The organism is Sulfitobacter sp. CB2047, from assembly GCF_000735125.2.
In the GTDB taxonomy this organism is placed as follows: domain Bacteria; phylum Pseudomonadota; class Alphaproteobacteria; order Rhodobacterales; family Rhodobacteraceae; genus Sulfitobacter; species Sulfitobacter pontiacus.
This window is the reverse complement of the sequence record NZ_CP072613.1, coordinates 1477739-1504053: the sequence shown is the minus strand read 5'-3', so window position 1 is coordinate 1504053 and position 26315 is coordinate 1477739. Positions and strand designations below refer to the sequence as shown.

Here is a 26315-nt window from a genome sequence, read left to right as displayed (position 1 = left end):
CTTAGCGAACAATTGTGCCGGTGCGGCGGATTTTGCGCTGCAACTGCATGATACCATAAAGCAACGCCTCTGCCGTGGGCGGGCAGCCAGGCACATAGACATCGACAGGCACGACACGGTCACAGCCGCGCACCACGGAATAGCTGTAGTGGTAATAGCCGCCGCCATTGGCGCAAGACCCCATAGAGATCACATAGCGCGGTTCCGGCATCTGGTCATAGACCTTGCGCAGGGCCGGCGCCATCTTGTTGGTCAGCGTGCCCGCAACAATCATCAGGTCCGACTGACGTGGAGACGCGCGTGGCGCGGTGCCAAACCGTTCCAGATCGTAACGCGGCATCGAGGTGTGCATCATCTCGACGGCGCAGCAGGCCAGACCAAAAGTCATCCAGTGAAGCGAGCCGGTACGGGCCCAGTTGATGATGTCTTCGGTCGAGGTCAGCAGGAAGCCTTTGTCCTGCAGTTCCTTGTTCAGGTTCTGGGTGGCCACATCGCGGTCCATCCCGGCCACATTGGCCCCGGCGGCTGCTACTGCCATTCCAGTGCTCCCTTTTTCCACTCATATGCAAAGCCGGCGGTCAGCACGGCAAGAAAGACCATCATCGACCAGAAACCGGCCATGCTCACATCCTGAAAGGCCACGGCCCAGGGGAAGAGAAAAGCGATTTCGAGGTCAAAGATGATGAACAGGATCGACACGAGGTAGAACCGCACGTCAAATTTCATCCGGGCGTCGTCAAAGGCGTTGAACCCGCATTCATAGGCCGACACTTTTTCAGGGTCCGGGTTGCGCACGGCCAGCACGACGGCAGCCAGGATCAAAACAATGCCAAGGACAATCGCCACGGCTAGAAAAAGTAGGATCGGCAGGTATTCCCGCATCATGTCGTCCAAGGGGAAGCTCCTTTTGCGTATGCGACGCGCCACGCGCCCTGTCAGCCAAACGGCACTATTGGCTTTGGTCGGTTTACTCCGCTGTCCGGTCAGGGTCAACCGAGCCCGCCATATTTGCGTCATCCTGTCGTGGGGCGCGGCGCGCCCTGCCCGCGCCCGCGTGATTGGCGCTATTTTTCCAGCAGATCGCGGCTCTCGCGCCAGCTGTGCTGCGGCGCGAACCCCAGCAGGTCACGCGCCTTTTCGATGCTGTAGAATGTCTCGAACTGGCCCATATCGCGGGTCTGGCGCACGTCTTTATAGTAGCGATCAATCAAGTCAGAGGTTTGTGCGGCGACAGAGGTGTCGGCGTTGGCCACATTGAACACCTCGTAGCCTAAGCCGTCCACATCAAGACAGCGCTGCACCATCTGCCCCAGATCGCGGGCATCGATATAGGCGAAGATATTGCGCCGACGTTGATCGGGGTCGTGAATGAAGCCGGGGAAAAGGCTGGCGTATTCATGCGGTTCGATCACGTTGTTGATTCTCAACCCGTAGATATCCGCCCCCGTGCGCGTCTGAAAGCTGCGCGCCGTCGCCTCGTTACAGACCTTGGACATGGCATAGCTGTCTTCGGGCACGGTCGGGTGATCTTCATCGACGGGGATATAGTCGGGCTTCCGCTCCCCCTGGGCAAAGCAGATGCCATAGGTCGTCTCGGATGAGGCAAAGATGATCTTGGGCACACCCGCCTTCACGGCAGCATCAATGACATGATAGGTGCCAAGCGTATTGACCCGAAACACCTCTGTATCCGACGTGATCAGGATGCGCGGCACGGCGGCGAAATGCACAACGGCGTCAAACCCCTGCACGCCGGTGCCCTCATCCAGTTCGCCCAGATTCATCAGACTATGCATCACATCATGCATCTGGCCCGCATCGGTGATATCGGCAATGCGGTTGTCAACGCCGGGGTGATCCAGCGGCTGCTGGTCCACGTTCAACACCTGATGCCCCTGATCCAGCAGATAGGGGATCACATGCCGCCCCGCCTTGCCGCTGCCGCCGGTGAATAGAATACGCATGGGGCCCCCTTTTGCCGTTGATGTCGTGGCAAAGCCTAGAGCCTTGCCGCCCCGCTTCAACCCGTAACCCAGGCCGCCTTGCGCTTGTCGAAGAAGGCACCGATTCCCTCGGCCGCCTCTTCGGTTTCCCAGCGGTCGGCCAATGCGGCGATGGTATGGTCCACGACCTGCGCGTCGATCCGCGGCCCCAGATCCCGCGCGAGCTGTTTCGCCGCAGCCACGGCCCCCGGCGCACAGGACAGATAGGGCACGACCTCGGCCTCGATCGCAGCGTCCAGCGCATCCGCCGGCACGGCACGGGCCAGCAATCCCAGATCGACCGCCTCTGCCGCGTCAAACAGACGGGCCGACATGAACACACGCCGCGCGCGCCCCTCGCCCATACGGGCCAGCACATAGGGGCCGATGGTGGCCGGAATGATCCCCAGCCGCGTCTCGGTGAACCCCATCTTCAACGTATCGACCCCGATCGCCACATCACAGACCGAGGCCATGCCGACACCGCCACCAAAGGCATTCCCCTGCACCCGACCGATCAAGGGCTTGGGCAGCGTGTTCAGCGCGCCCAGCATCGTGGCCAGCTTGCCTGCCTCGGCCGATCGTGTCGGCCCATCCATATCGCGCTGCGCCTGCATCCAGCCCAGATCACCGCCCGCGCAAAAGCTTTTGCCCGCGCCGGTCAGCACCACGACCCGCACAGCATCATCAGCGGCCAAGGCGGCGGCGGCCCCGGTCAGCTCCGCGATCATCTGCGCGGACATGGCGTTGTGCTTTTCCTCGCGCGCCAACGTCAACGTCGCGACCCCGCGCGCGTCGGTCTCCAGCTTCAGTGTCTCGTACATCATCCTGCCCTCATCCGCCGCGCCATCTCGGCGGCTTCCTCGATCACCGCCTGATCCAACCCGGTGTCATAGCCAAGCGCCATCAGATGCGCGTTGACCTTTTCCGTAGCAACATTGCCCGCAGCCCCCGGCGCATAGGGGCACCCCCCCAAACCGCCGACGGCGGCATCGAACACCCGCACGCCCATGGACAGGGATGCATCGATATTGTCCATCGCCCGCCCGTTGGTGTCATGGTAATGCCCGGCCAAACGCCCCACAGGCACCACATCGCGCACCGCCAGCAACATGCGCGCAATCGTATCCGGCGTGCCCGCCCCGATGGTGTCACCAAGCGAGACCTCATAGCAGCCCATAGAGAAAAGACGATCCGCCACTTCCGCCACCTTGGATGGCGCGACCGCCCCGTCATAGGGGCATTCCACCACACACGAGACATAGCCCCGCACCGGCATATCCACATGGCGTGCCTGCTCCAGGATCGGCGCGAAACGCTCGAACGCCTCCTCGATGCTGGCGTTGATATTCTTCTGGCTGAACCCCTCGCTGGCCGAGGCGAACACCGCGATCTCTCCCGCTTTGGCCGCGACCGCATCCTCGTAGCCCCGCATATTCGGCGTCAGCGCGGCATAACGCACCCCCTCGACCCGAGCAATCCCGCCCAGAACCTCACCCGATCCGGCCATTTGCGGCACCCATTTGGGGCTGACAAAGCTCGCCACCTCGATCCGGGAAAACCCCGCACGGCTCAGCAGGTCGACCAGCGCGATCTTCTCCGACACCGGAATTTCGCGCGCCTCGTTTTGCAGCCCGTCCCGTGGACCGACCTCGAATATCTCGCAGACCCCTTTATCCATAACGCCCCCTCCCCTTCATTTTGCCAAATAAACTCACCTACGTGACGGTAGCATCACTCGACCGGCCACGGGTCATAAAACGTCCGGTCAAACAACGGCACGTCTTTGGGCAGCGACAGCTGGAACGCCTCGCGGTCGGTGATGCGCGCATACCAGGCCGCCACATTGGGGTGATTGTCGAGCTTGGCGAAATGCTGCGCCATATAGACCGCCTGCCCCACGTTCACATCCGCCGCGGTGAAACCGCTCATCAACAGATAATCCTGCGACAGTATCCCGCCGCCCAATCGCGCCTCGATCGCGTCGTAACACTTCATCAAACGCGCGGCTTCCAGCTTCATCACGATGGGGCTGCGCATGGAATCATCGCGCAGCGCCACATGCTGCTGGGTCAGCGCGGCACAATGCTGCGATACCGTCTCGGCAAAATGGATCCACACCAACCACGCCATGCGATCCGGCGCCCCCGGCATCCGCCCCAAACGGTCTGGGCTGAACCTTTCGCAAAGGTATTCCGCGATGGCACCGGTCTCGAACATACGCTCCCCGTCGATCTCGAGCGAGGGCACACGCCCCGCCGGGGAAATCGCCAGATAGCCCGGATCACGCAAGGATTTATCGAAGGCGTGGATCGACACCTCAAAGGGCACCTCCAGCTCGTGCAGCAACCAAAGGGTGCGCATGGAACGGGTCTGTTCGACGTGGTGCAGGGTAATCATGGTGCGGTCTCCTATGCCTCGGGCTCTAGCCGCACCAGTGCTACACCCGCCTCGACCTGATCACCAGCCTGCGCCAGAACCTCGGCGACAACGCCATCGCGCGCGGCAAGCAGGCTGTGCTCCATCTTCATGGCTTCCAGCACCGCAAGGCGGTCGCCCTTGGTTACCGTCTGGCCGACCTTGGCATCCACGACACGCACCAATCCGGGCATCGGCGCCTCGATCAGGTTGCCGTCGCCGTGACCACCCGCGGCACGGGCCAGCGGGTCGATAACGTCAAACACCAGCCCATAGCCGTCAAATACCGTTACGCGCCCCTCGGCGACGGATACAGCCGCCGCCTGTTGCCCGCCCAAGGACCAGCGCCCGCCGATGCGCTGTGCCACGACCTCTGTCCCGTCCACGGTCCAGATCTGGTGATCCGCCGAGACGACCTGCACCTGCAGCAGATGATCCTCTCCGCCCCAGGTCAATCCAACCGCGCGGCGCAGCGGCTGCCACAGCGTAAATCCCGCACCCGCGGCCGGATCCAGCAACGACAGTGCCGCCATCCCGGCAAGCGCTGCATGGCGCGGCTCCACCTCGGGCGCTTGTGTCAAAGCATCAATGTCACGGGCGATCAGCCCGGTATCCACATCCCCCGCCGCAAACCCTTCATGCGCCGCCAAAGCGCCCAGAAACGCAAGGTTTGTCACCGTCCCCGCCACCTCACAGCCGGTCAGCGCGGCGCGCAGGCGCGACAGGGCGATCTCGCGCGTGTCGCCATGCACGATCACCTTGGCAATCATCGGATCATAGAAAGGGCTGATCGTATCGCCGGCGCGCACACCGCTGTCGGCACGGCAGGCGGGCGTGAACTGCAAATGTGTCAAGGTGCCCGTGGCGGGCAGGAAGCCCTTGGGCACATCCTCCGCATAAAGCCGCGCCTCAAACGCATGTCCGTGGATCGACAATTCGTCCTGACGCAGGGGCAGCCCCTCGCCCGCCGCCACGCGCAACTGCCAGGCTACCAGATCAACGCCGGTAATCGCCTCGGTCACGGGATGTTCCACCTGCAGACGGGTGTTCATCTCCATGAAAAAGAAGCCGTCCGTCTGCAACCCGCCAGAGCCGTCGACGATGAATTCAATCGTGCCCGCCCCGGCATAGCCGATCGCCTCGGCTGCTGTGACGGCCGCCTGCCCCATCGCTTCGCGCATTTCGGGCGTCATGCCGGGGGCCGGAGCCTCCTCGATCACCTTCTGGTGACGCCGCTGAAGCGAGCAATCGCGTTCAAACAGATGCACGGCCTTTTTGCCGTCGCCAAAGACCTGCACCTCGATATGGCGCGGTTTGGTGACGAATTTCTCGACCAGCACATCGGCGTTGCCAAAGGCTGTCTTGGCCTCTGAGCGCGCACTCTCCAGCGCGGCCTGAAAACCGTCCGCCGCCTCCACCAGCCGCATGCCCTTGCCACCCCCACCGGCGACGGCCTTGATCAACACCGGATAGCCGATCTTATCCGCCTCTGCCGCCAGCAGCGCGTCATCCTGATCGGCCCCGTGATACCCCGGCACAACCGGCACGCCCGCCTCGACCATCAAGGCCTTGGCGGCATCTTTAAGCCCCATCGCGCGAATGGCCTTGGCCGACGGGCCGATAAAGACCAGCCCCGCCGCCTCTACCGCATCCACGAAATCGGGGTTCTCGGACAAAAAGCCATAGCCCGGATGGATCGCCTGCGCGCCCGTATCCAGTGCCGCCTGAATGATCACCTCGCCGCGCAGATAGCTATCCGCAGGGGCCGACCCGCCGATATGCACCGCGGTATCCGCCATCGCCACATGTTTCGCCGCGCGGTCCGCGTCGGAATAGACCGCCACGCAGCGCACCCCCATGGCCTGCGCTGTCTCCATCACGCGGCAAGCAATCTCGCCCCGGTTCGCAATCAGGATCGTATCAAACATCACGCAGTTCCCTCACATCCATCTTATCTTCATTTTGCCCCTTAAACTCCGGGGGTCCCCGGGGGCTGGCCCCCGGCCTAATAAAAGTCTCGGGCTGGCCCCCGGCTTTATTAAAAACTTGGGCTGGCCCCCGGCCGCATAAAACCCACCGCAGCCTACATCCGGAACACACCAAACTTCGTATCCTCGATCGGTGCATTCAAGCTTGCCCGTAGCGACAGCGACAGCACGTCGCGGCTGTGGCGCGGGTCGATCACGCCGTCATCCCAAAGCCGCGCGGTCGCATAAAGCGGGTGTGACTGTTCCTCGAACATATCAATCGTGGGCTGCTTGAACGCTGTCTCTTCTTCCTCGGTCCAGCTGTCGCCCGCGCGTTCGATCGCATCGCGTTTTACCGTTGCCAGAACGCCCGCCGCCTGCGCACCGCCCATGACCGAGATGCGCGAGTTCGGCCATGTCCACATGAAGCGCGGGGAATAGGCGCGTCCCGCCATACCATAGTTACCGGCCCCGAACGACCCGCCCACCAGCATGGTGATCTTGGGCACATTGGTCGAGGCCACGGCCGTCACCATCTTGGCCCCGTGCCGCGCGATGCCTTCGTTCTCGTATTTTCGGCCGACCATGAAGCCGGTGATGTTTTGCAAGAAGACCAGCGGGATCTTGCGCTGCGAGCAGAGTTCTACGAAATGCGCGCCTTTCTGGGCGGATTCCGAGAACAATACGCCATTGTTGGCGATGATACCGACGGGGCAGCCTTTCACATGGGCAAAACCGCAGACCAGCGTCTCGCCAAAGCGCGCCTTGAATTCGTCGAAGCGGCTGCCATCGACCAGCCGCATGATGACTTCGCGGATGTCATAGGGCGTGCGCAGATCGGCGGGGACAACGCCCAGCATCTCGGCCGGATCATAGGCAGGGTCTTCGGCGGGTTGCCATTGCACATTCATCGGGGCCGCGCGGTTCAGACCGGCCACGGCACGCCGGGCGAGCGCCAGCGCGTGGGCGTCATCCTCGGCCAGATAGTCGGCCACACCTGACAGACGGGTATGCACATCGCCGCCGCCCAGATCCTCGGCGCTGACCACCTCGCCCGTCGCGGCCTTGACCAGCGGCGGACCGGCCAGAAAGATTGTGCCCTGCTCTTTCACGATGATCGACACATCCGACATCGCGGGCACATAGGCCCCGCCCGCGGTGCACGATCCCATGACCACCGCGATCTGGGGGATGCCCTGGCCGCTCATCCGCGCCTGATTATAGAAAATCCGGCCAAAGTGATCACGGTCGGGAAAGACCTCGTCCTGATTGGGCAGGTTCGCGCCGCCGCTATCGACCAGATAGATGCAGGGCAGATGGTTTTCCTCGGCGATTTCCTGGGCCCGCAGGTGTTTCTTGACGCTCATCGGGAAATAGGTGCCGCCCTTCACCGTGGCGTCGTTGCACACGATCATGCAGTCGATGCCCTGCACCTTGCCGACACCCGCGATCACACCCGCCGCGGGGGCCGCCCCGCCATAAAGCCCATGCGCCGCCAGCGCACCGACCTCAAGGAAGGGCGAACCGGGGTCGAGCAGATTGGCCACCCGTTCGCGGGGCAGCATCTTGCCGCGGCTCACGTGGCGGGCGCGAGATTTCTCGCCGCCGCCCAGTTCCGCCGCATCCGCAGCCTCGCGGATGGTTTGCAGGGCGGCCAGATGTGCGGCCTCGTTCGCCTTGAAGCTTTCGGACGAGGGCAAGGCTTGCGAAATCAGCTTCATGTCGGTCTCCTTGATCGGATGGAATGGGGGGACGTCACAGGGGGGTATTGCATCACGCAGCCCCTTCGGCAGCCGCGCGGGCTTTCAGCGCGCGGCGGATCACCTTGCCTGTGACGGTCATCGGCAAGGCATCCAGAAAGGCCACCTCGCGCGGGTAGGAATAGCTGGCAAGGCGGGTTTTCACCCAGTCTTGCAGGGTCTGCTCATCGACAGTCGCACCGGATTTGCGCACGACATAGGCTTTGACGATCTCTGTCCGCAGCGGGTCGGGCTTGCCCACCACACCGCAGGTTGCGACTTCTGGATGGGTCAGCAGGCAATCCTCGATCTCTGCCGGACCGATGCGATAGCCGCTTGAGGTGATCACATCATCCTCGCGCCCGATAAAGCGCAGGTATTCACCGTCGAACACGCCTCGATCACCGGTCAGCATCCAGTCACCCCGGAATTTCTGCGCTGTCTCGTCGGGGCGCTGCCAATAGCCCAGCATCATCGCGGCTGATCCCTTGCGGATGGCGACATCGCCTTCGTCTGCCGTCGGCTTACCGGCATCATCCAGCACTTCGACGTCATGGCCCGGCACAGGTTTACCGATGCAACCGGGGCGCGGCGGGAACTGGCTGCCCGCGCTGGTGGCGACCATATTACATTCGGTCTGCCCGTAAAATTCGTTGATACCCAGGCCAAAGGCTTGTTGTCCCCATGCAAGCATCTCGGCCCCCAAAGGCTCCCCCCCAGATGCGACAGAGCGTAGCCCCGCGATCGTAGCTCCCTCGGCCTTGAGCATCCGCAGCGCGGTCGGGGGGAAGAACACGTTGCGCACATCGCCCTCGCGGATGATGCGCGCACAGGCGTCTGGAGAGAATTTCGCTAAGCGCGCCGCGACAACAGGCACGCCAAGCGCCAGCCCGGGCATTGCCACATCGAACAGCCCGCCGATCCACGCCCAATCCGCAGGCGTCCAGAGGCAATCGCCGTCCTGCCCCAGCACCTCATGGCTGAGCGAGACGCCGGGCAGATGGCCCGTCAGCACCCGATGGCCGTGCAGCGCACCCTTAGGCGACCCCGTCGTGCCCGAGGTATAGATCAGCACCGCCGGATCGTCAGGGCCGGTGTCGGCAAAGGCGACAGGATCGCCCGCCACGCCGACGCTATCTGCCATCAAGGGCGTCGCCAGCCCCCCCAGCAGATCGCGCCCTTCGGGATCGGTCAGCACCAGCGTCACGCCCGCATCACGCACCCGCGACGCAAGGGCATCATACTTGAAGAGTTTGAACAAAGGCACTGAAATCGCGCCGATTTTCCAGATCGCCAGATGGGCCGCAGCACACCACGGGCTTTGCCCCAGCAGCACGCCCACACGGTCGCCTGCCTGCACCCGCTGCGCCAAGGTGCGGGCCAGTCCGTCGACCATATCGGACAGGGTGCCAAAGCTGAAACCGCGCCGCGCGTCACCTGTCAGATCAATGATCGCAAGCCGCGCGGGGTCATGGGACAGACATTGCGCCGCCATGTTCAGCCGCGCCGGAATCTCCCACGCGCCCGTTGCGTCCAGACCTGGCAGGACGTCAGCCATCAGCCTTCCCACACGTCCAGCGACAAAGCCTGACGCGCGGTCTGATGCATCAGACAGTTAATCGCCGCAGGTCCGCGCCCGGTGCCCCCTTGCCAAAGCGAGGCTTCGTAGGTGCACGCCTTGTCGCGGAACACGATCCACGCCCGCTGCATCTCGCGCAGGGCATCCGCCACGCCGGGGCTTCCCTCGGGCCCCGGGATCGCATCGGCATCCATCCGTTTGGCCTGCACCATCACTGCGGCGTACTTATCGTTCAACCGCTGGTCCCAGAATTGCAGCTCACGGTCCAGACACCCGCCCATACCATAGGTGCTGCTCCCGCCCGGAGAATCCTCCATGCACTGGTTGGCAGAGACACCGACGCAGGCCATCTCGGCTGCAAAACCATCTGCGTCGGCGAGGCAAATCTCTGTGCCGCGGTCAGTATATTGCAGATCTTGCGCGGCAAGCGGTGAGGCGCAGAGCATCAGAGCGATGCCGAGAGGTTTCACGCCATCGCTCCCATCATCTCGCGGCCCACCAGCATCCGGCGGATTTCAGAGGTGCCTGCCCCGATCTCCATAAGCTTGGCATCGCGGAAGATGCGGCCCACGGGGTTGTCAGACAGGTAGCCCGCCCCGCCCATGGCCTGCACCGCCTGATGCGCCTGTTTCATCGCTTCTTCGCTGGCATAAAGACAGCAGGCGGCGGCATCCGCACGGGTGACATCACCGCGATCACAGGCCTTGGCGACCTCGTAGACATAGGCGCGGGCCGAATTCATCGCGGTGTACATATCCGCCATCTTGCCCTGCATCAGCTGGAAGTTCCCGATGGGCTGCCCGAATTGTTTACGCTCGACCATATAGGGCATGATCTCGTCCAGACAGGCGGCCATAATCCCCAGACCGATCCCCGCCAGCACCACGCGTTCGTAATCAAGCCCCGACATCAGCACCGCCACGCCGCGCCCCTCTTCCCCCAGAACGTTTTCAAACGGGACTTCGACATCGTCAAAGATCAGCTCTGCCGTGTTGGACCCGCGCATCCCAAGCTTGTCGAAATGCGGGCTGGTGGTGAAGCCTTTCATGGATTTCTCGATCAGGAAGGCGGTGATGCCTTTCGATCCGGCATCGGGGTCGGTCTTGGCATAGACCACCAGCGTGTCTGCATCGGGGCCGTTGGTGATCCAGTATTTATTTCCCGACAGGCGGTAGTGATCGTTGCGCTTTTCGGCGCGCAGTTTCATCGACACCACGTCGCTGCCCGCAGACGGTTCGGACATCGCCAGCGCGCCTACGTGTTGACCCGAGCACAGGCCCGGCAGGAATTTCGCCTTCTGCTCGGGGCTGCCGTTGAGACGGATCTGGTTGACGCAGAGGTTCGAATGCGCCCCGTAGGACAGCGAGACCGAGGCGGAAGCGCGTGCGATTTCTTCAACAGCGACGGTGTGTGCGACATAGCCCATGCCCGAGCCGCCAAATTCTTCCTCGACCGTCATGCCCAGCAGACCAAGGCTGCCCATCTCTTCCCAGAGCGCGGGCGGGAATTCGTTCTTGGTGTCGATCTCGGCGGCCATCGGTTTGACCCGTTCCTGCGCCCAACGGTGCACCATATCGCGCATCTCGTTCACGTCATCGCCCAGATCGAATTTCATGGTGGTGTTGAACATAGACCCCTCCCCCGAGTTTATTGAACAGTTGTTCATTACACTACACTTCTCGCGGATTCGGTCAAGCAAATGTCGCAGGCTACGCGGAACTGCACCCGCGCCGCCGATGTTACCCCCGTGACACAGGATAGAAAGGACGCCCCGATATGAGCACGTCATTGAAGAAAGAATTCTGGGACCGCGTAGACGACACCCGCATCGGGATGCTGGCCACCGATACCGCCCGCGCCATCCCCATGAGCCACTATGCCGATCACGACGCCAATTGCCTTTGGTTCATCACCGCACGGGACACCGATCTGGCGAAATCCGCCCAGACCGGTGCTGCGGCCGAATATCTGGTGACCAGCAAGGACGAACACCTATACGCCCGGATCGACGGTACCGTTCAGGCTGTGACCGACCCTGCCAAACTGGACGAGCTGTGGAACGCCTTTGCCGCCGCGTGGTTCAAGGACGGACGCAAGGATGACGACGTGCAACTTGTGCGCATGGACCTCAAACAGGCGGAGGTCTGGCTGACCGGCGGCAGCCTGTCCTTCCTGTACGAGATCGCCAAAGCCAATGTGACCAAACAGGTTCCGGATGCGGGCCAACATGGGACCATTCGCTTCTGAACGGCGGACACGCCATCAATCGCAGCAAGGGCGGGCCGTTGTGTCTGCCCTTTTCGCGATGCCATGCTAGGGTGCTTCCGAACACCAGCGGGCTTTGCATCAGACCCGGCCCGATACAGCCACGAACGGATGAATTGATATGAAAATCTATGTGACCAGCATCTTCGTTGACGACCAAGACAAGGCCCAGAAGTTCTACTGCGACAAGCTGGGATTTGAGGTGAAGAACGATATCCCCCTCGGGACGCACCGCTGGCTCACTGTGGTATCACCCGAACAGCCCGACGGGACAGAGCTTTTGCTAGAGCCCAGCGATCACCGCGCCGTTGGCCCCTACAAACAGGCGCTGGTGGAAGACGGGATCGCAGCCCATTCCTTTCAGGTTGAGGATCTGGATGCCGAAGTCAAACGGCTGACCGACAGCGGTGTCGTCTTCACCCAAGACCCAATTGATGCCGGCCCCGTCCGCATGGCGGTGCTGGATGACACCTGCGGGAACCTCATCCAGTTGATCCAGATGGCGCCCCCCGGCGCGGCCTAGCCCTGCTGGAACACCGCCGAGACTTCCGCGCGAATGATCCGTGCGATCAGCGCGCAGTCGTCCAACGAGAATGTCAGCGGGACGCGCATGTCGATAATACTGGCAAGCACCGCATCGCTGGCGGGCAGCGCAGAGGGTTCGGCATAGCGCCATGAATCGTAGCGGCTGGTAAAGCCCACAGGCTCCGCCCCGCCGAACCACTTAAGCTCCACCCCGCGGGCGGCGCAACGGGTCAGCACTGATGCAATAGCCTCGGGGGCCCAGCCAGACAGCAGGAACTGGAACGACGATCCGACAAAGCGTTCCACTGCGGGGCGGTCGATGAGGGTCAGGCCGGGCGTGTCGCGCAAGCCGTCCTGAACCACGTGATACCGCGCATTCCACCCGTCGATCTGTGCCTCAAGCCGCTTGAGCTGCGGGCGCAGGATCGCCGCGCGCAAGTTATCCATCCGGCCAGAGATATTCGGTGTGTCGTATTTCACCGTCTCGAAGGCTTCGGGCGGCGGCCCCGCCAGATGCCGGTCATAAAGCATATAGGACCCTGAGAGCATGATCGCCCGCGCCGCGAGTGCTGCATCGTCGGTGACCAGCAGCCCGCCTTCGCCCGCGTTGACGTGTTTATAGGTCTGGCAGGAATAGCACCCCACCGCCCCATGCCGCCCCGAGGGCACGCCGTTCCAGCTTGCCCCCATGGTATGGGCGCAATCCTCTACCACGGTGACACCGGCGGCATCACAAAGCGCCATCAACCGGTCCATATCGCAGATATGCCCGCGCATATGGCTTAGCAGCAGCACCCGCGCCTGATCCAGTTTGGCGGCCAGATCGTCCAGATCGATCACAAGACCTTGGGTGACATCGACAAAGACCGGCGTGGCCCCGACCGCGGCAATCGCGCCGGGCACGGGGGCCAGCGTGAAGGCGTTGGACAGCACCCGATCCCCCGGCTTGACGCCAACAGCCCGCAAGGCGGTCGCGATGGCATAGCCGCCCGAGGCCACGGCAAGGCAGTAGTGCGCGCCCACCATCGCGGCGAACTCCTGCTCGAGCAGCGCGGCCTCGGCGGTTTCGCCGGGCGCCGTGTTATAGCGGTGCAGCCGCCCGTGGCGCATCACGGCGACGGCGGCGTCGATGGCGTCCTCGGGGATCGGTTCTTGCTGGGTGAAGCTGCCGGCGAACACCTCTGCCGTGTCAGATGCCATGTCAGACGGCACCGATCAGACGGGTCACGATGTCGGGCAGATCGTCATAGTGGTCCAACAGGGCCTCGGGGCCAAGTGCCGCCATATCATCGCCCGAGGGACCGAAGGAGACCAACACGCAAGGCACCCCCGCCGCGCGCGCCGTCTCGCGGTCGGTATTGGTATCGCCCACAAGCAAGCACAGCGCGGGGTCGCCCCCGGCACGCCGCGCGGTTTCGAACAGATGCTCCGGATCGGGCTTGCGGATCGCCAGCGTATCGGCCCCCACCATCGCGCCAAAGGCATCGCGCACGCCAAGTTTGGTCAGCAGCGTATGGGCCAGCCCCTCGGGTTTGTTGGTACAGATCGCCACGCGGTAGCCCGCGGCTTTCAACGCCTCCACCGCCTCCATCGCGCCGGGGTAAAGCACGGTATGGGTATCGATCTCGCGGCCATAGGCTTCGAGCAGCATGGGATAGTAGCGGTCGATCGTCTCGGCGTCGTCGGCGCGCCCCAAACGTTCCATGCCCAACCGCAGCATCGCGCGGCCGCCTTTCAGCGCCGTGCCTGCATCGGTCTTGGCATCCAGCACATCGCCCTCGCCCATGTCGCGGAAACAGGCATTGGCCGCGGCGATCAGGTCTCCGCTAGTGTCCGCAAGCGTCCCGTCGAGGTCGAATACGACTGTTTTCATCGGCATTCCTTTGCTGAATGTGTTGCAGGCGGAAATCTTCTTTGATGACCCCTAGCCTTGCGCAAAATCGCCAACAAGGTAAAGAGAGCAGACATTAAATTGATTAAAGAGATTATACATGGAAGTTGCACTGATCCTTTTGGCCGCAGGCAAAGGTACCCGTATGCAATCGGATCTGCCCAAGGTTCTGCATGCGGTCGCCCACGCACCATTGTTAGAGCACGCCATGGCATCAGGTGCCGCACTATCGCCTGCCCGCACGGTCGTTGTTGCAGGCCACGGGGCAGATCAGGTCCGCGCCGCTGCGCAGGCTTTTGATGACGAAGCACAGGTCGTCGTGCAAGAGGAACAACTGGGCACCGCCCACGCCGTTGGTCAGGCGCGCGAGGCGCTGGCAGGCTTCGACGGCACGGCCATCGTGCTTTATGGCGATACGCCTTTCGTGCAGACCGAAACGCTTGAAAACATGTGCGCAGCACTTGAGACGAATGATGTCGTCGTGCTGGGCTTTGACGCCGCTGATCCTGCCCGCTATGGCCGTTTGGTAATGCAGGGCGACAGCCTTGACCGCATCGTTGAATACAAAGATGCCACAGATCAAGAACGCGCTATAACCCTTTGTAATAGCGGTGTTGTCGCGTGCAAATCCAACCTGCTGTTTGACCTGATTGATGCGGTCGGCAACGACAACGCATCGGAAGAATACTACCTCACCGATATCATCGGCATTGCACGGGAACGCGGGCTGAAAGCCACTGCCGTCACCTGTGACGAGGCCGAGACGATGGGCGTGAACTCCCGCGCGGATCTGGCCGCTGCCGACGCCGCGTTCCAGTCGCGCGCCCGTGCAGCCATGCTTGAGGACGGTATCACGCTGATGGCCCCCGAGACGGTCTATTTCGCCCGTGACACCTATATCGGCCGCGACACGGTGATCGAACCCAATGTGGTCTTTGGCCCCGGCGTGACGATTGAATCCGGTGCCACCATCCGCGCGTTCAGCCACCTTGAAGGCTGCCACGTCGCACGCGGCGGGGTCATTGGCCCCTACGCCCGCCTGCGCCCCGGTGCAGAGCTGTCCGAGGATGTGCGCATCGGCAACTTTGTCGAGGTCAAGAACGCGCAGATCGCCGAAGGGGCCAAAGTGAACCACCTGAGCTATATCGGCGACGCGACCATCGGTGCCAAAGCCAATATCGGCGCGGGCACGATCACCTGCAACTATGACGGCGTGATGAAGCACCACACCCATATCGGGGCCAACGCCTTTATCGGGTCGAACACCATGCTGGTGGCCCCCGTGCATATCGGCGACGGAGCCATGACGGGATCGGGGTCGGTCATCACCTCGGATGTGGAGGCTGACGCATTGGCGCTGGCGCGCGCGCATCAGGTCGAGAAACCGGGCATGGCGCGGAAATTGTTGGAAATGTTAAAGGCCAAGAAGGCCAAACAGCAGAGAGGCAGCTAATCATGTGTGGTATTGTCGGTATCCTTGGCCAACACGAAGTTGCGCCTACCCTTGTCGAAGCCCTGAAACGTCTGGAGTATCGCGGCTATGACAGCGCCGGTATCGCGACGATTGACGCGGGCAAGCTGGACCGCCGCCGCGCGGTCGGCAAACTGGTGAACCTGTCGGATCTGCTGGTGCATGAACCGCTCGCCGGGAAGTCGGGCATCGGGCATACCCGTTGGGCGACCCATGGCGCGCCATCGGTCACCAATGCGCACCCGCATCAGGCGGGGCCCGTGGCTGTTGTGCATAATGGCATCATCGAAAACTTCCGCGAGCTGCGCGCCGAACTGGCCAAGGACGGCGTTGAATTCGTGACCGAGACGGACACGGAAACGGTCGTACTACTCACCCAGAAATACATGGCCGAAGGGCTGGGCCCTGTAGACGCCGCGACCAAGACCATTGCGCGGCTGCATGGGGCTTTCGCGCTGGCGTTCCTGTTTGACGGTGAAAACGATCTGATGATCGGCGCGCGCAAGGGGGCTCCGCTAGCCGTCGGCTATGGCGACAACGAGATGTATCTGGGCAGCGACGCGATTGCGCTTTCGCCCATGACGGACCGAGTGACCTACCTTGAGGAAGGCGACCGCGCCGTGCTGACCCGCACGTCGGTCAAGATCTACGACGCCAATGATGCCCCTGTTGACCGTGTGGTCAAGAAGATCAGTCTGGATACCACCCGCATCGACAAGGCCGGCCACAAGCATTTTATGGCGAAAGAGATCGCAGAGCAGCCCGCTGTCATTGGCGAGGCCCTGTCGCGCTACCTCACCGCGGACGGAGAGATCATGCTGCCCGATCCGGGGCTCGATTTCACCAAGATCGACCGTATCACCATGGTCGCCTGCGGCACGGCCTTCTACGCCTGCCTGACCGCGAAATACTGGTTCGAACAGATCGCCCGCATGCCGGTCGAGGTCGATGTCGCGTCGGAATTCCGCTACCGTGAACCGCCCATCTCGGACCGGACCATGGCGCTGTTTGTCAGCCAGTCGGGCGAAACCGCCGACACGCTGGCCGCGCTGCGCTATTGCGCGGGCAAGGCCGATCTCATCACTTCGGTGGTCAATGTGACTGAATCCTCCATCGCACGGGAAAGCAATCTGGCGTTGCCGATCCACGCGGGGGTCGAAGTGGGCGTCGCCTCTACCAAAGCCTTCACCTGCCAGTTGACCGTCTTGTTCCTGATGGTGCTGAAAGCCGCCGTCGACCGTGGCGCGATCACCAAGGAAGAGCTGGCCGATTATGTCTCTGGTCTGCGGTCCATGCCGTCGCTGATCAACACCGCGCTCGAACAAAACGCCGCCCTGCGCGACGAAGCCTACAAGCTTTCCTCGGCCCGTGACGTGTTGTTCCTGGGGCGTGGGGCGATGTTCCCGCTTGCCCTTGAAGGTGCGCTAAAACTGAAAGAAATCAGCTATATACACGCCGAAGCTTATGCGTCGGGAGAACTTAAACACGGCCCGATCGCGCTGATCGACGAAAACGTGCCTGTGGTGGTCATGGCCCCCAACGACACGCTTTTCGACAAGACCGTTAGCAACATGCAAGAGGTCATGGCGCGCAAGGGCAAGGTTATCCTGATCTCGGATCGTGCGGGGCTGGATGAAGCCGCCGAAGGCACGTGGGGGCAGATCGAAATGCCACCCGTTGCCGATGCGCTCGCCCCTATCCTCTATGCGATCCCGGCGCAGTTGCTGGCCTATCACACCGCGATTGCCAAAGGCACCGATGTCGACCAACCGCGCAACCTGGCAAAATCGGTGACTGTGGAATGAACCTTGCCCCCTACATGGCGCAGCTGAACGAACTGGCTGATCCCGCCGCTGTCGAGAAGATGCAGGCCTATCACAAGGTGGATCGCCCCTATCTGGGCGTTGCCAATCCGCAGATCAACGATCTGACCAAAGGATGGCGGGCCGAGCTGTCGCTGACCGACCGGATCGCGCTGGCCGATGCCCTATGGCAGACGGATATCTTCGAGGCGCGGGTGGCGGCGGCCAAGCTGTTGACCCAGGCCCGACTGCGCCCGGATGACGAACCCGCGTGGCAGTTGATCCAAAGCTGGGTCCCGGACTTCGACAGCTGGGCCATCGCGGATCATGCCTGTATGGCGGCGCAAAAACGGTTGCTGGCAGACCCTCAACGTCTGGATGTGGTCGAGACCTGGACCCAATCGGGTGAACTCTGGTCGAAGCGGGCGGCGCTTGTCGCGACCCTGCCCTGGACCAAGCAGAACAACCCCAAGCCCGAAGAGCTGGACGCGCGCGAGCGTATCCTTGGTTGGGCAGCGGGGTATCTGCCGGTCAAGAACGGCATCCTGCAAAAGGCCATCGCGTGGTGGGTCCGCGACCTCAGCCGTCATGACCCCGTGCGCGCCGCCGCCTTTATCGAGGACAACCGCGCCACCCTCAAACCCTATGCGATCAAGGAAGCCGCGCGCCATATGCCGGATTTCCCGCTGGAAGCCCCGGTGGCAGCGGACGTGACGGCGGAAGACGGAGCCCCCGCATCAGACAACTGATCCCTACAGAAAACGGGCGTCCAAGGTTCCCCCCTCGGACGCCCGTTTTGTATCTTACACCATTACCGCGCGGCTTAACCGTTGGTGGACACTTCAACTTTGGTCAGATCCGTCAGCGACGCGCCAATCAGACGGAGCGCCGACAACGACATGCGGCTCCCGCCCGAGGCAGGCCCATCCAGCGGGATCAGTTCAACCGTAGAGGATTTGCCCGTCGCGGGGTTCGTCACGCGGCCCTGCATTTCCGATTTCACCAGCGGTGTTTTCATCCACAGCCCCGGCTCTGTCGCGCTGCCAAGCGAGGCGACGGTGGTGCCCAGCGATTTGGCCCCTGCCGCAGCAGGTTTTGACGCCTCGGCGCGTTGTTCGGCCGTGGTGGTGTCAAGCGCATCGGCTGTGCGTGCCCCAGCAGGCGGACGGGCAGCCGCGGTGGCGGACGACAGGGACGCCTCTGCACGCGCCTCGGCCTCGGCCGTGGGGGGGGCAGCGTCCGCCCCGCGTTTGCCCAAACCCAAACGATCCGTTACGCCCGCACATCCGGCCAGAGCAACGACAGCGACACCTAGAATAATATAATGTTTCATGGGCTAAATCTAACGCTCCGCCCCTGCCGCTTCAATCTCCTAAATGCTACTTGCCCCGGGATGGGCCGATGTTTACCTATGGGATATGAATGCACCTTTGATTGACCCGTTCGCCCGCGCTATCACCTATCTGCGCGTCTCTGTCACAGACCGCTGTGACTTTCGCTGTGTTTATTGCATGTCCGAGAATATGAATTTCCTCCCCAAGAAGGAACTTCTGACCTTGGAAGAGCTGGATCGGCTGTGCACCAACTTTGTCGATCTGGGTGTGCAAAAGCTGCGCATCACCGGCGGTGAGCCTTTGGTCCGCAAAGGCATCATGACCTTCTTCGACAGCATGACCCGCCATCTGGACGCCGGCACGCTGAAAGAGCTGACGCTGACCACCAATGGCAGCCAGTTGGAACGCTATGCCGCCGATCTTTATGCTGCGGGCGTGCGCCGTGTGAATGTCTCGCTTGATACGCTGGACGATCAGAAATTCGCCGACATCACCCGTTGGGGACGTCTGCCGCAGGTGCTGCGCGGGATCGACGCGGCGCAGAATGCCGGGCTGCGGGTCAAGATCAACGCCGTCGCGCTGAAAGGCTTCAACGAGGCAGAACTGCCGTCGATGACCGCATGGTGTGCGGATCGCGGGATTGATCTGACCTGGATCGAGGTGATGCCCATGGGCGACTTGGGTAACGAAGACCGCTTGGGCCAGTATTGGTCGCTCAAGGATGTGCGCCGCACCTACGAGGAACACTACACCGTCACCGATCTGGCCGAGAATACGGGCGGCCCTGCCCGATATGTCCGGCTGGAAGAGACCGGCCAGAAGATCGGCTTTATCACGCCGCTGTCCCATAATTTCTGCGAAAGCTGCAACCGCGTACGGATCACCTGCACCGGTGAAATCTACATGTGTCTGGGGCAGGAAGATGTGGCCGACCTGCGCGCGCCCTTGCGCAACCACCCAGATGACGACGCACCCTTGAAAGACGCAATTCGCGCGGCGATCAACCTTAAGCCCAAGGGCCACGACTTTGATTATTCACGGCAAAAGCTGGATGGGCAGATGCCCCGCCACATGAGCCACACAGGCGGCTGACGCGACCGTGTCCGCGCCTTTCCTGTACCGCGCCTGGGTTCTTGCCAGCCGCTGCCTGATCCCCTTTGCCGCCAGCGCAGAGGCGCGCAAGCTGAACGCGCAAGACGTGCCCGCCGCCCGCGCGGGAGAGAAACGCGGCATTGCCACACAGCCGCGCCCAAGCGGCGCGCTCGTCTGGGTGCATGCGGCCTCCGTGGGCGAAAGCCTGTCGGTGCTGGCGCTGATCACCCGCATGGGGCACATGCTGCCCGACGCGCATTTCCTGATTACGTCCGGCACCGCGACCTCGGCCAGGCTGGTGGACCAACGTCTGCCGCCGCGCAGCCTGCACCAGTTTGCCCCGCTGGACGCCCCCGGCCCGTTAAAGCGGTTCCTGGCCCATTGGCAGCCCGACGCCGCGATATTTGTCGAGAGCGAGATCTGGCCGCAGATGTTGCGACGGACCCATGCGACCGGCGCGCCGATGGCGCTGGTCAATGCGCGCATGTCCGACAAAACGGTCGAGTTCTGGGAGAAATGGCCCCGCACTGCCCGCTACCTGTTCGATGTCTTCACGCTGATCGTGACGCAGAATGACGCGATGGCGCGCAATATGATCCGCATGCATGCCCCCGCCGATCGTGTGTCGCCGGGCGTAAATCTGAAATCCATGGCCGGCCCGCTGCCCGTCGATGCACAGGCGTTGGCGTCTGCGCGCACAGCGCTTGGCGGGCGGGCGGTCTGGGTCGCCTCCTCCACCCACGAAGGCGAGGAACGCAGCGTGCTGGACGCACATAAGAAGCTGCTGCGCGAGATTCCCGATCTGTGTCTCATCCTTGCCCCCCGCCACCCCGAACGCGGCGACGCGGTAGAGGCGCTGGTTCAGGACGCGGGGCTGACCGTGCAGCGTCGCGGCCGTGGGGACGCCCCCGGAGGGCAGGTCTATCTGGCCGACACGCTGGGGGAATTGGGCCTGTGGTACAGCCTGTCCGATGTCGTGTTTCTGGGTGGGTCGCTGCTGCCCATTGGCGGGCATAACCCGTTCGAGGTGGCGCAATCGGGTGCTGCGGTGCTGTCGGGCAATCACGTTGCGGCCTTTGCGGAAACCTATGCCCAGCTCGAGGCTGAAGGCGCTGCGCGGATCGTGGCGGATGGCGATGATCTGGCCGCCCGCGTTGCCGCGCTCTTGACCAAACCGGACGAGCTGGCGACGATGACCGCAGCCGCTGCCCGCTTCATCGCGGCACAGGATGACCAGCTTGATGCCATTGCCAGCCGTCTGATCACCACATTGAAGTTGGATACCCCATGACGCACCCCCTTGCCCGCACCGATGTGATCGCGCCGAATTTCAAACGCAGGCTCAGCGGCGTCACGGCCACTGTGATGCGGCTGGTGCCGGTGCAATCGCGCGATATCTCTATCGCGGCAACGGGCCCCATTGTGCCTGATGATGTGCCGCAGGTGCCGTTGGCCTCGCTTGTGACCATGTCGCGCCGCGGGCCGTCGCCGTCGGGCTGGCGGGTCTGGCACGCGCGGCGCAACGTCGAGATGCTGGGCGGGCTGGCGCTGCGCTATCTGCTGGGCAAGCGGCTCAAGCTGATGTTCACCTCGGCCAGCCAGCGTGAACAGACCGGCCTGACGCGCTGGCTGATCCGGCGGATGGATGCCGTTGTGGCGACCTCGGACCGGACCAACGCCTATCTGGAAAACCCCGGCCATGTGATCATGCACGGGATCGACACCGAGGGCTTTGCCCCCTCGCCCGACCGCGCCGCCCTGCGCGCCGAGCTCAAGCTGCCAGTGAACGCGACGCTGGTGGGCTGCTATGGCCGTATCCGCGCCCAAAAGGGCACCGATGCCTTTGTCGAGGCGATGCTGCCGATCCTGCGGGACAACCCCGATGTCGTCGCCCTTGTGATGGGGCGCGCGACCGAGAAATACGAGAGCTTCGAGAAGGGCCTGAAAGACCGCGCCCGCGCCGAAGGGCTGTCGGACCGGATGCTGTTCCTGCCAGAGGTGCCCGTGGGCGATATGGCGGATTTCTACCGCGTGCTGGACCTTTACGTCGCCCCCCAACGGTGGGAGGGATTCGGCCTCACCCCGATCGAGGCGATGGCCTGCGGTGTGCCCGTGGTCGCGACCCGTGTGGGGGCCTTTGAAAAGCTGGTGGTGCAAGGTACGACGGGCCTACTGGTGGACCCCGATGACATTCCAGCGCTTGAGGCCGCGACGCGCGATGCCCTGTCCGACCGGACCCGACTGGCCGCATGGGCAGAGGCCGGGCGCAGCTATGTGATGTCGGATTTCTCTATCGCCCGCGAAGCGGCGGCGCTGGTCAAAATCTATCGCAAGCTGCTGGCGGCATAGGGCGCGGGTTTCCCCCGCCCCATGCCTGTGTGATCAGCCGATGGGCATGCGTTGTTCGGCGATACCCGCCCACCAGCTGCAGCCCGCGGGAATGATATCGTCGTTAAAGTTATACATCGGGTGGTGCACCATCGCAGTGTCGCCATTGCCGACCAGAATATAGGCACCGGGGCGCTCTTCGAGCATAAAGGCGAAATCCTCGCCCCCCATGACCAAAGGTGCTTCGTCGCATTGCCCCGAGATGCCGCGCGCGACATCCGCCGCGAATTCAGTCTGTTCGTCGTGGTTCACCATCACCGGATAGTTGCGCACGTATTTGACCTTTGCCGTCGCGCCAAAGGTCGCCGCGATGCCTTCACAAATCTCTGTCACGCGCTTTTCAGCCAGATCGCGCAGGTCATTGGACAGGGTGCGCACGGTGCCCAGCAAGTTCACCCGCTGCGGGATCACGTTGAACGCCTTGGACGAGGATTCGATCGAGGTGATCGAGACAACGATATTGCCCACGGGGTCCGCGTTCCGGCTGACGATGGTTTGCAGCGCGGTGATGATATGTGCGGTGACCACACCGGTATCGATGGTCTCGTGTGGTTTGGCCGCGTGGCCGCCCAGACCCTCGACTTCGATTTCCAGCAGGTCGGTGGCCGCAAAGAACGGGCCGGGGCGGATGCCGAATTGTCCGGCAGGAATGCCGGGCCAGTTGTGCATGCCATAGACTTCCTGAATGCCCCAGCGTTCCATCATGCCGTCCTTGCACATCTCGCGCCCGCCACCGCCGCCTTCTTCGGCAGGCTGAAAGATCACCACAACGGTCCCGTCGAAATTCCGTGTCTCGGCCAGATACTGCGCCGCGCCCAACAGCATCGCCGTGTGGCCGTCGTGGCCGCAGGCATGCATCGCATTGGGCGTTTTGGAGGCATAGTCCAGCCCCGTCTGTTCGTGGATCGGCAGCGCGTCCATATCCGCACGCAGCCCGATGACCTTGCCCGAGCTGGTGGCATTGCCCTTGATCACGCCGACAACACCGGTACGCCCGATGCCTTCGACAACTTCGTCACAGCCGAAAGCGCGCAGTTTCTCGGCCACGGTGGCAGAGGTGCGATGCGTCTCGAACAGGATCTCGGGGTGTTCATGCAAATCACGTCGCCATGCGGTGATGTCGGTGTGCAATTCGGCAAATCGGTTCTTAACGGGCATTTTTCGAAGTCCTTGAAGTCTGTGAAAAAAGGGAAACGCGCAGCGCCCCTTTCGGGCAAAGCCGGCGGCTAGGCTGGCAATCTTGTTTCAATCATTTCCGCGAACCAGCTACAACCTGCGGGGATCGCGTCATCGTTGAAATTATACATGGGGTGGTGGACGGTGGGCCCGTCGCCATTACCCAGCATGATATAGGCACCGGGGCGCTGGTTCAGCATATACGAGAAATCCTCTCCGGCCATGATCGGCGGCGTGTCGCGGTCTACACCGGGGGCGATATTCTCGGCCACATCAGCGGCATAGGCGGTGTTCGCGTCAGCGTTCACGGTGATGGGATAGCCGCGCGCGTAAGCGATGTCGGCAGTGCATTGGTGGGCGGCGCAGGTGTGGGTCACGACTGCCTCCAGCCGGTCCTGCACCAGATCGCGGATGCCCGCATCCAGCGTGCGGACCGTGCCGCGCAGCCGCACGGTTTGCGGCAGGACGTTGTGGCTGTCGGTATCGGACCGCAGGGTACAGACTGACACGACAGCATTCTTGATCGGATCCACGTTGCGTGCGGCGATGGATTGCAGCGCGACAACGACATGCGCCGCGGCAAGGTTGGTATCGATCGCCTCGTGCGGGGCTGCGGCATGGCCGCCCTGCCCGGTGATGATGATGTCGAACTCATCCGCCGCCGCCAGCAAAGGGCCACTGCGGATCGCGAATGCGCCGACGGGATGGCCGGGCATATTGTGCAGCCCGTAGACCTCGTCGATCGACCAACGCTCCATCAGGCCTTCCTCGACCATGACGTTGCCACCGCCGCCGCCCTCTTCAGCGGGCTGGAAGATAAGCACCGCCCGCCCGTCGAAATTGCGCGTTTCTGCCAGATACTGCGCGGCCCCCAGCAGGATCGCGGTGTGCCCGTCATGGCCGCAGGCATGCATCTTGCCCGGCGTTTTGGACGCATACTCAAGCCCCGTCGCCTCGGTGATGGGTAAAGCGTCCATGTCCGCGCGCAAGCCGATGCTGCGCCCCGAGGCATTGGTCTTGCCCTCGATCACCGCGACGATGCCGCTTTGCGCCACGCCGGTGGTGATATCGGTAATGCCAAAGCTGCGTAGCTTCTCTTCGACGAAAGCCGCGGTCTGCGGCAGATCGAATTGCAATTCGGGGATCGTATGCAGGTGACGCCGCCACGCGGTGATGTCGGCATGGGTTTCGGCAAAGCGGTTCTTGATCGGCATCGCGTGCGTTCCTTTATGTGTCTAGACGTTCGGGCCCAGGATCATCGGGCTTCCATCGGTGAAACGTGCAAGGCGAAAGCGGGTCAGGTCGTGCCCGCCGCTTTGCCCCGTGGCCAGACGCGCCAGAACGCGGCCCATACCCGGCCCGATACCAAAGCCGTGCCCCGACATGCCCGTGCCAATGGTCAGCCCCGGCAGTGCTGCCACAGTATCCACGACAGGTACAATGTCAGGCATCGTGTCGATCATCCCCGCCCAGGCAGATTTCAGCTTTATCGGACCCAAGTCGGGGAACATTGCTGAAAAATCACGCAGCAGGCGGCGGATCTTGGCCATATTGGGCACGGGATTAAGGATGCGCATCGCCTCGAAGGGGGATGGGGTATCGGCCTGCCAGCGCCGCTTGGTCGTCCAGGCATCGGGAAAGCCCTTGGGCGCAAAAGGGTGAAGCCTTTGACCAAAGGGATCGGCGCGCAACTGGGTCAGGTAGTGGGGCAAGGCGCGAAAGGCGTCAGGGCCCACAAAGAGCTCGGGCGCGCCGGGAGGAGCGAGCGTATAGCCGCCATCCTCGCGCCGCCGGAACGCGACCCGCCCGTCCGACACCGCCCCTGCGTAAATTTCAGGCAAGCTTTCGGTCGCCGCCACATTTTCGCGCACCGACAGCTGCGGCATAGAGATACCGTGATTGCGTAGGAACAGCGCCGACCACGCGCCACCTGCCAGCACCACCTGCGAAGACGCGATACGCCCATGCTCCGTGATCACCCCGGCAACCCGCCCCGCCGCGATATCAAGGCAGCGCACGGCGCAATTCTCGATGATCTGAACGCCCTCTCGCGCGGCGATACCGGCGAGTGCGGGCACCGCGACCCAAGGCTCCGCCCGCATGTCCGACGGCGTGATCAGCGCGCCGATCTGAGGTGTCGCAAGGCCGGGGAACATGGCGGAGACCTCGGCCGCCGTCATCATCCGACTGTCCGCGCCGTTGGCCCGCGCATGGGGCAGCCAGTTTTCATAGCCCGCAAGCTGTGTCGGCCTTTGCGCCAGATAGGCGATGCCGCCCTGCCGCAGCCCGATATCCACATTCGTTTGCCCCGCAAGTTCGCGCCAGAGCGCCTGCGCCTCGGCCATGATCGGCATCTCGTCAGGGTCGCGCCCCTGTTGCCGGATCCACCCCCAGTTGCGGCTGGATTGTTCAGCGGCGATGCGGCCCTTTTCCAGCAAGGTGACCGAGTGGCCCTCCCGGGCGAGGAACAGCGCCGTGCAGACCCCGATGATCCCGCCGCCGATAACAACGATATCCGACGTGGTTGGCTGGGGGCCGGGATAGGTGACGGGGGTGGTCGTATGGATCGGGAAAGGCTGCATGGGTCAGGCTTTATATTGCGTGGGCGTCGCGGGCAAAGCAGGCCTGGATCGGGGGCCAGCCCCCGGTGCCGCGCTGCGGCCCCTCCCCCGGGATGTGATGCCAT

General features: G+C 62.9%; 25 protein-coding genes. 8 read left to right on the top strand and 17 right to left on the bottom strand.

Annotated features, from left to right (window positions below; all coding sequences use genetic code 11):
* Position 1 precedes the first annotated feature (1 nt).
* The 11 genes from IV89_RS07430 to IV89_RS07380 all read right to left on the bottom strand — a co-directional run bounded on the left by IV89_RS07430 (position 2) and on the right by IV89_RS07380 (position 11315).
* A complete protein-coding gene (locus tag IV89_RS07430; protein ID WP_005853998.1) occupies positions 2 to 538 on the bottom strand; it encodes an NADH-quinone oxidoreductase subunit B in 537 nt (178 codons plus the stop codon).
* Positions 529 to 894 (bottom strand): NADH-quinone oxidoreductase subunit A, encoded by a 366-nt coding sequence (locus IV89_RS07425; RefSeq protein ID WP_005854000.1) that lies wholly within the window; start codon positions 892 to 894, stop codon positions 529 to 531. The genes IV89_RS07430 and IV89_RS07425 overlap by 10 nt, the downstream gene beginning before the upstream one ends.
* Positions 895 to 1064: 170 nt before the next feature.
* A complete protein-coding gene (locus IV89_RS07420; protein ID WP_037944467.1) occupies positions 1065 to 1964 on the bottom strand; it encodes an NAD(P)-dependent oxidoreductase in 900 nt (299 codons plus the stop codon).
* Between the two features lie 56 nt (positions 1965 to 2020).
* Complete coding sequence (locus IV89_RS07415) at positions 2021 to 2806, bottom strand: crotonase/enoyl-CoA hydratase family protein (protein WP_009824867.1); 786 nt, start codon at positions 2804 to 2806, stop codon at positions 2021 to 2023.
* On the bottom strand, positions 2806 to 3663 hold the full coding sequence (locus tag IV89_RS07410; protein ID WP_037944468.1) for a hydroxymethylglutaryl-CoA lyase: 858 nt from the start codon (positions 3661 to 3663) through the stop codon (positions 2806 to 2808). Before IV89_RS07410 ends, IV89_RS07415 begins: the two co-directional genes overlap by 1 nt.
* 53 nt (positions 3664 to 3716) lie before the next feature.
* Positions 3717 to 4382 (bottom strand): glutathione S-transferase family protein, encoded by a 666-nt coding sequence (locus IV89_RS07405; RefSeq protein ID WP_005854006.1) that lies wholly within the window; start codon positions 4380 to 4382, stop codon positions 3717 to 3719.
* An 11-nt stretch (positions 4383 to 4393) separates the two neighbouring features.
* Complete coding sequence (locus IV89_RS07400) at positions 4394 to 6328, bottom strand: acetyl/propionyl/methylcrotonyl-CoA carboxylase subunit alpha (protein WP_037944469.1); 1935 nt, start codon at positions 6326 to 6328, stop codon at positions 4394 to 4396.
* 155 nt (positions 6329 to 6483) lie between these two features.
* Entirely contained in the window at positions 6484 to 8088 is a 1605-nt protein-coding gene (locus IV89_RS07395; RefSeq protein WP_037944471.1) for a carboxyl transferase domain-containing protein, read from the bottom strand.
* Between the two features lie 52 nt (positions 8089 to 8140).
* The gene (locus IV89_RS07390; protein ID WP_037944472.1) at positions 8141 to 9664 is read right to left on the bottom strand and encodes an AMP-binding protein; all 1524 of its coding nucleotides are present in this window, start codon (positions 9662 to 9664) and stop codon (positions 8141 to 8143) included.
* Complete coding sequence (locus tag IV89_RS07385) at positions 9664 to 10155, bottom strand: lysozyme inhibitor LprI family protein (protein ID WP_037944473.1); 492 nt, start codon at positions 10153 to 10155, stop codon at positions 9664 to 9666. The genes IV89_RS07390 and IV89_RS07385 overlap by 1 nt, the downstream gene beginning before the upstream one ends.
* The gene (locus tag IV89_RS07380) at positions 10152 to 11315 is read right to left on the bottom strand and encodes an isovaleryl-CoA dehydrogenase (RefSeq protein WP_005854015.1); all 1164 of its coding nucleotides are present in this window, start codon (positions 11313 to 11315) and stop codon (positions 10152 to 10154) included. Before IV89_RS07380 ends, IV89_RS07385 begins: the two co-directional genes overlap by 4 nt.
* A gap of 146 nt (positions 11316 to 11461) precedes the next feature.
* On the opposite strand from IV89_RS07380, the gene IV89_RS07375 reads away from it, so the two are divergent.
* Both IV89_RS07375 and IV89_RS07370 read left to right on the top strand, forming a co-directional pair.
* Positions 11462 to 11932: a pyridoxamine 5'-phosphate oxidase family protein gene (locus tag IV89_RS07375; protein ID WP_037944475.1), complete on the top strand. Its 471-nt coding sequence runs from the start codon at positions 11462 to 11464 to the stop codon at positions 11930 to 11932.
* Positions 11933 to 12071: 139 nt separating this feature from the next.
* Positions 12072 to 12473 (top strand): VOC family protein, encoded by a 402-nt coding sequence (locus IV89_RS07370; protein WP_037944476.1) that lies wholly within the window; start codon positions 12072 to 12074, stop codon positions 12471 to 12473.
* Here IV89_RS07370 and IV89_RS07365 read toward each other — a convergent pair.
* Both IV89_RS07365 and IV89_RS07360 read right to left on the bottom strand, forming a co-directional pair.
* Complete coding sequence (locus IV89_RS07365; protein WP_037944477.1) at positions 12470 to 13675, bottom strand: aminotransferase class I/II-fold pyridoxal phosphate-dependent enzyme; 1206 nt, start codon at positions 13673 to 13675, stop codon at positions 12470 to 12472. The two genes, IV89_RS07370 and IV89_RS07365, sit on opposite strands and share 4 nt — an antisense overlap.
* A 1-nt stretch (position 13676) precedes the next feature.
* A complete protein-coding gene (locus IV89_RS07360) occupies positions 13677 to 14348 on the bottom strand; it encodes an HAD-IA family hydrolase (RefSeq protein ID WP_005854024.1) in 672 nt (223 codons plus the stop codon).
* Between the two features lie 118 nt (positions 14349 to 14466).
* Between IV89_RS07360 and glmU the strand changes: the two genes are divergently transcribed.
* Genes glmU through IV89_RS07345 form a run of 3 tightly spaced genes read left to right on the top strand, consistent with a single transcriptional unit; the run spans position 14467 to position 18388 of the window.
* On the top strand, positions 14467 to 15819 hold the full coding sequence (glmU, locus tag IV89_RS07355; protein WP_037944478.1) for a bifunctional UDP-N-acetylglucosamine diphosphorylase/glucosamine-1-phosphate N-acetyltransferase GlmU: 1353 nt from the start codon (positions 14467 to 14469) through the stop codon (positions 15817 to 15819).
* Between the two features lie 2 nt (positions 15820 to 15821).
* Positions 15822 to 17642 (top strand): glutamine--fructose-6-phosphate transaminase (isomerizing), encoded by a 1821-nt coding sequence (gene glmS / locus IV89_RS07350; protein ID WP_037944479.1) that lies wholly within the window; start codon positions 15822 to 15824, stop codon positions 17640 to 17642.
* Complete coding sequence (locus IV89_RS07345) at positions 17639 to 18388, top strand: DNA alkylation repair protein (protein ID WP_037944480.1); 750 nt, start codon at positions 17639 to 17641, stop codon at positions 18386 to 18388. The genes glmS and IV89_RS07345 overlap by 4 nt, the downstream gene beginning before the upstream one ends.
* A gap of 74 nt (positions 18389 to 18462) precedes the next feature.
* Here the strand turns inward: IV89_RS07345 and IV89_RS07340 are convergent, their stop codons facing one another.
* Positions 18463 to 18972 (bottom strand): hypothetical protein, encoded by a 510-nt coding sequence (locus IV89_RS07340; protein ID WP_037944481.1) that lies wholly within the window; start codon positions 18970 to 18972, stop codon positions 18463 to 18465.
* A gap of 85 nt (positions 18973 to 19057) precedes the next feature.
* Between IV89_RS07340 and moaA the strand changes: the two genes are divergently transcribed.
* The 3 genes from moaA to IV89_RS07325 are packed head-to-tail and all read left to right on the top strand — an operon-like array spanning position 19058 to position 22414.
* Positions 19058 to 20065, top strand: coding sequence for a GTP 3',8-cyclase MoaA (gene moaA / locus IV89_RS07335; RefSeq protein WP_005854034.1), 1008 nt, complete (start codon positions 19058 to 19060; stop codon positions 20063 to 20065).
* A 7-nt stretch (positions 20066 to 20072) separates the two neighbouring features.
* A complete protein-coding gene (locus IV89_RS07330) occupies positions 20073 to 21356 on the top strand; it encodes a glycosyltransferase N-terminal domain-containing protein (protein WP_037944482.1) in 1284 nt (427 codons plus the stop codon).
* A complete protein-coding gene (locus IV89_RS07325; protein ID WP_037944483.1) occupies positions 21353 to 22414 on the top strand; it encodes a glycosyltransferase family 4 protein in 1062 nt (353 codons plus the stop codon). The genes IV89_RS07330 and IV89_RS07325 overlap by 4 nt, the downstream gene beginning before the upstream one ends.
* A 33-nt stretch (positions 22415 to 22447) precedes the next feature.
* On the opposite strand, the gene IV89_RS07320 is transcribed toward IV89_RS07325, so the two are convergent.
* The 3 genes from IV89_RS07320 to IV89_RS07310 all read right to left on the bottom strand — a co-directional run bounded on the left by IV89_RS07320 (position 22448) and on the right by IV89_RS07310 (position 26211).
* Positions 22448 to 23611: a M20 aminoacylase family protein gene (locus IV89_RS07320; protein WP_037944484.1), complete on the bottom strand. Its 1164-nt coding sequence runs from the start codon at positions 23609 to 23611 to the stop codon at positions 22448 to 22450.
* 68 nt (positions 23612 to 23679) lie between these two features.
* Positions 23680 to 24843 carry a M20 aminoacylase family protein gene (locus tag IV89_RS07315; RefSeq protein ID WP_037944485.1) on the bottom strand — a complete coding sequence of 388 codons (1164 nt, stop codon included), beginning with the start codon at positions 24841 to 24843 and terminating at the stop codon, positions 23680 to 23682.
* Between the two features lie 21 nt (positions 24844 to 24864).
* A complete protein-coding gene (locus tag IV89_RS07310) occupies positions 24865 to 26211 on the bottom strand; it encodes an FAD-binding oxidoreductase (protein ID WP_037944486.1) in 1347 nt (448 codons plus the stop codon).
* Positions 26212 to 26315 lie beyond the last annotated feature (104 nt).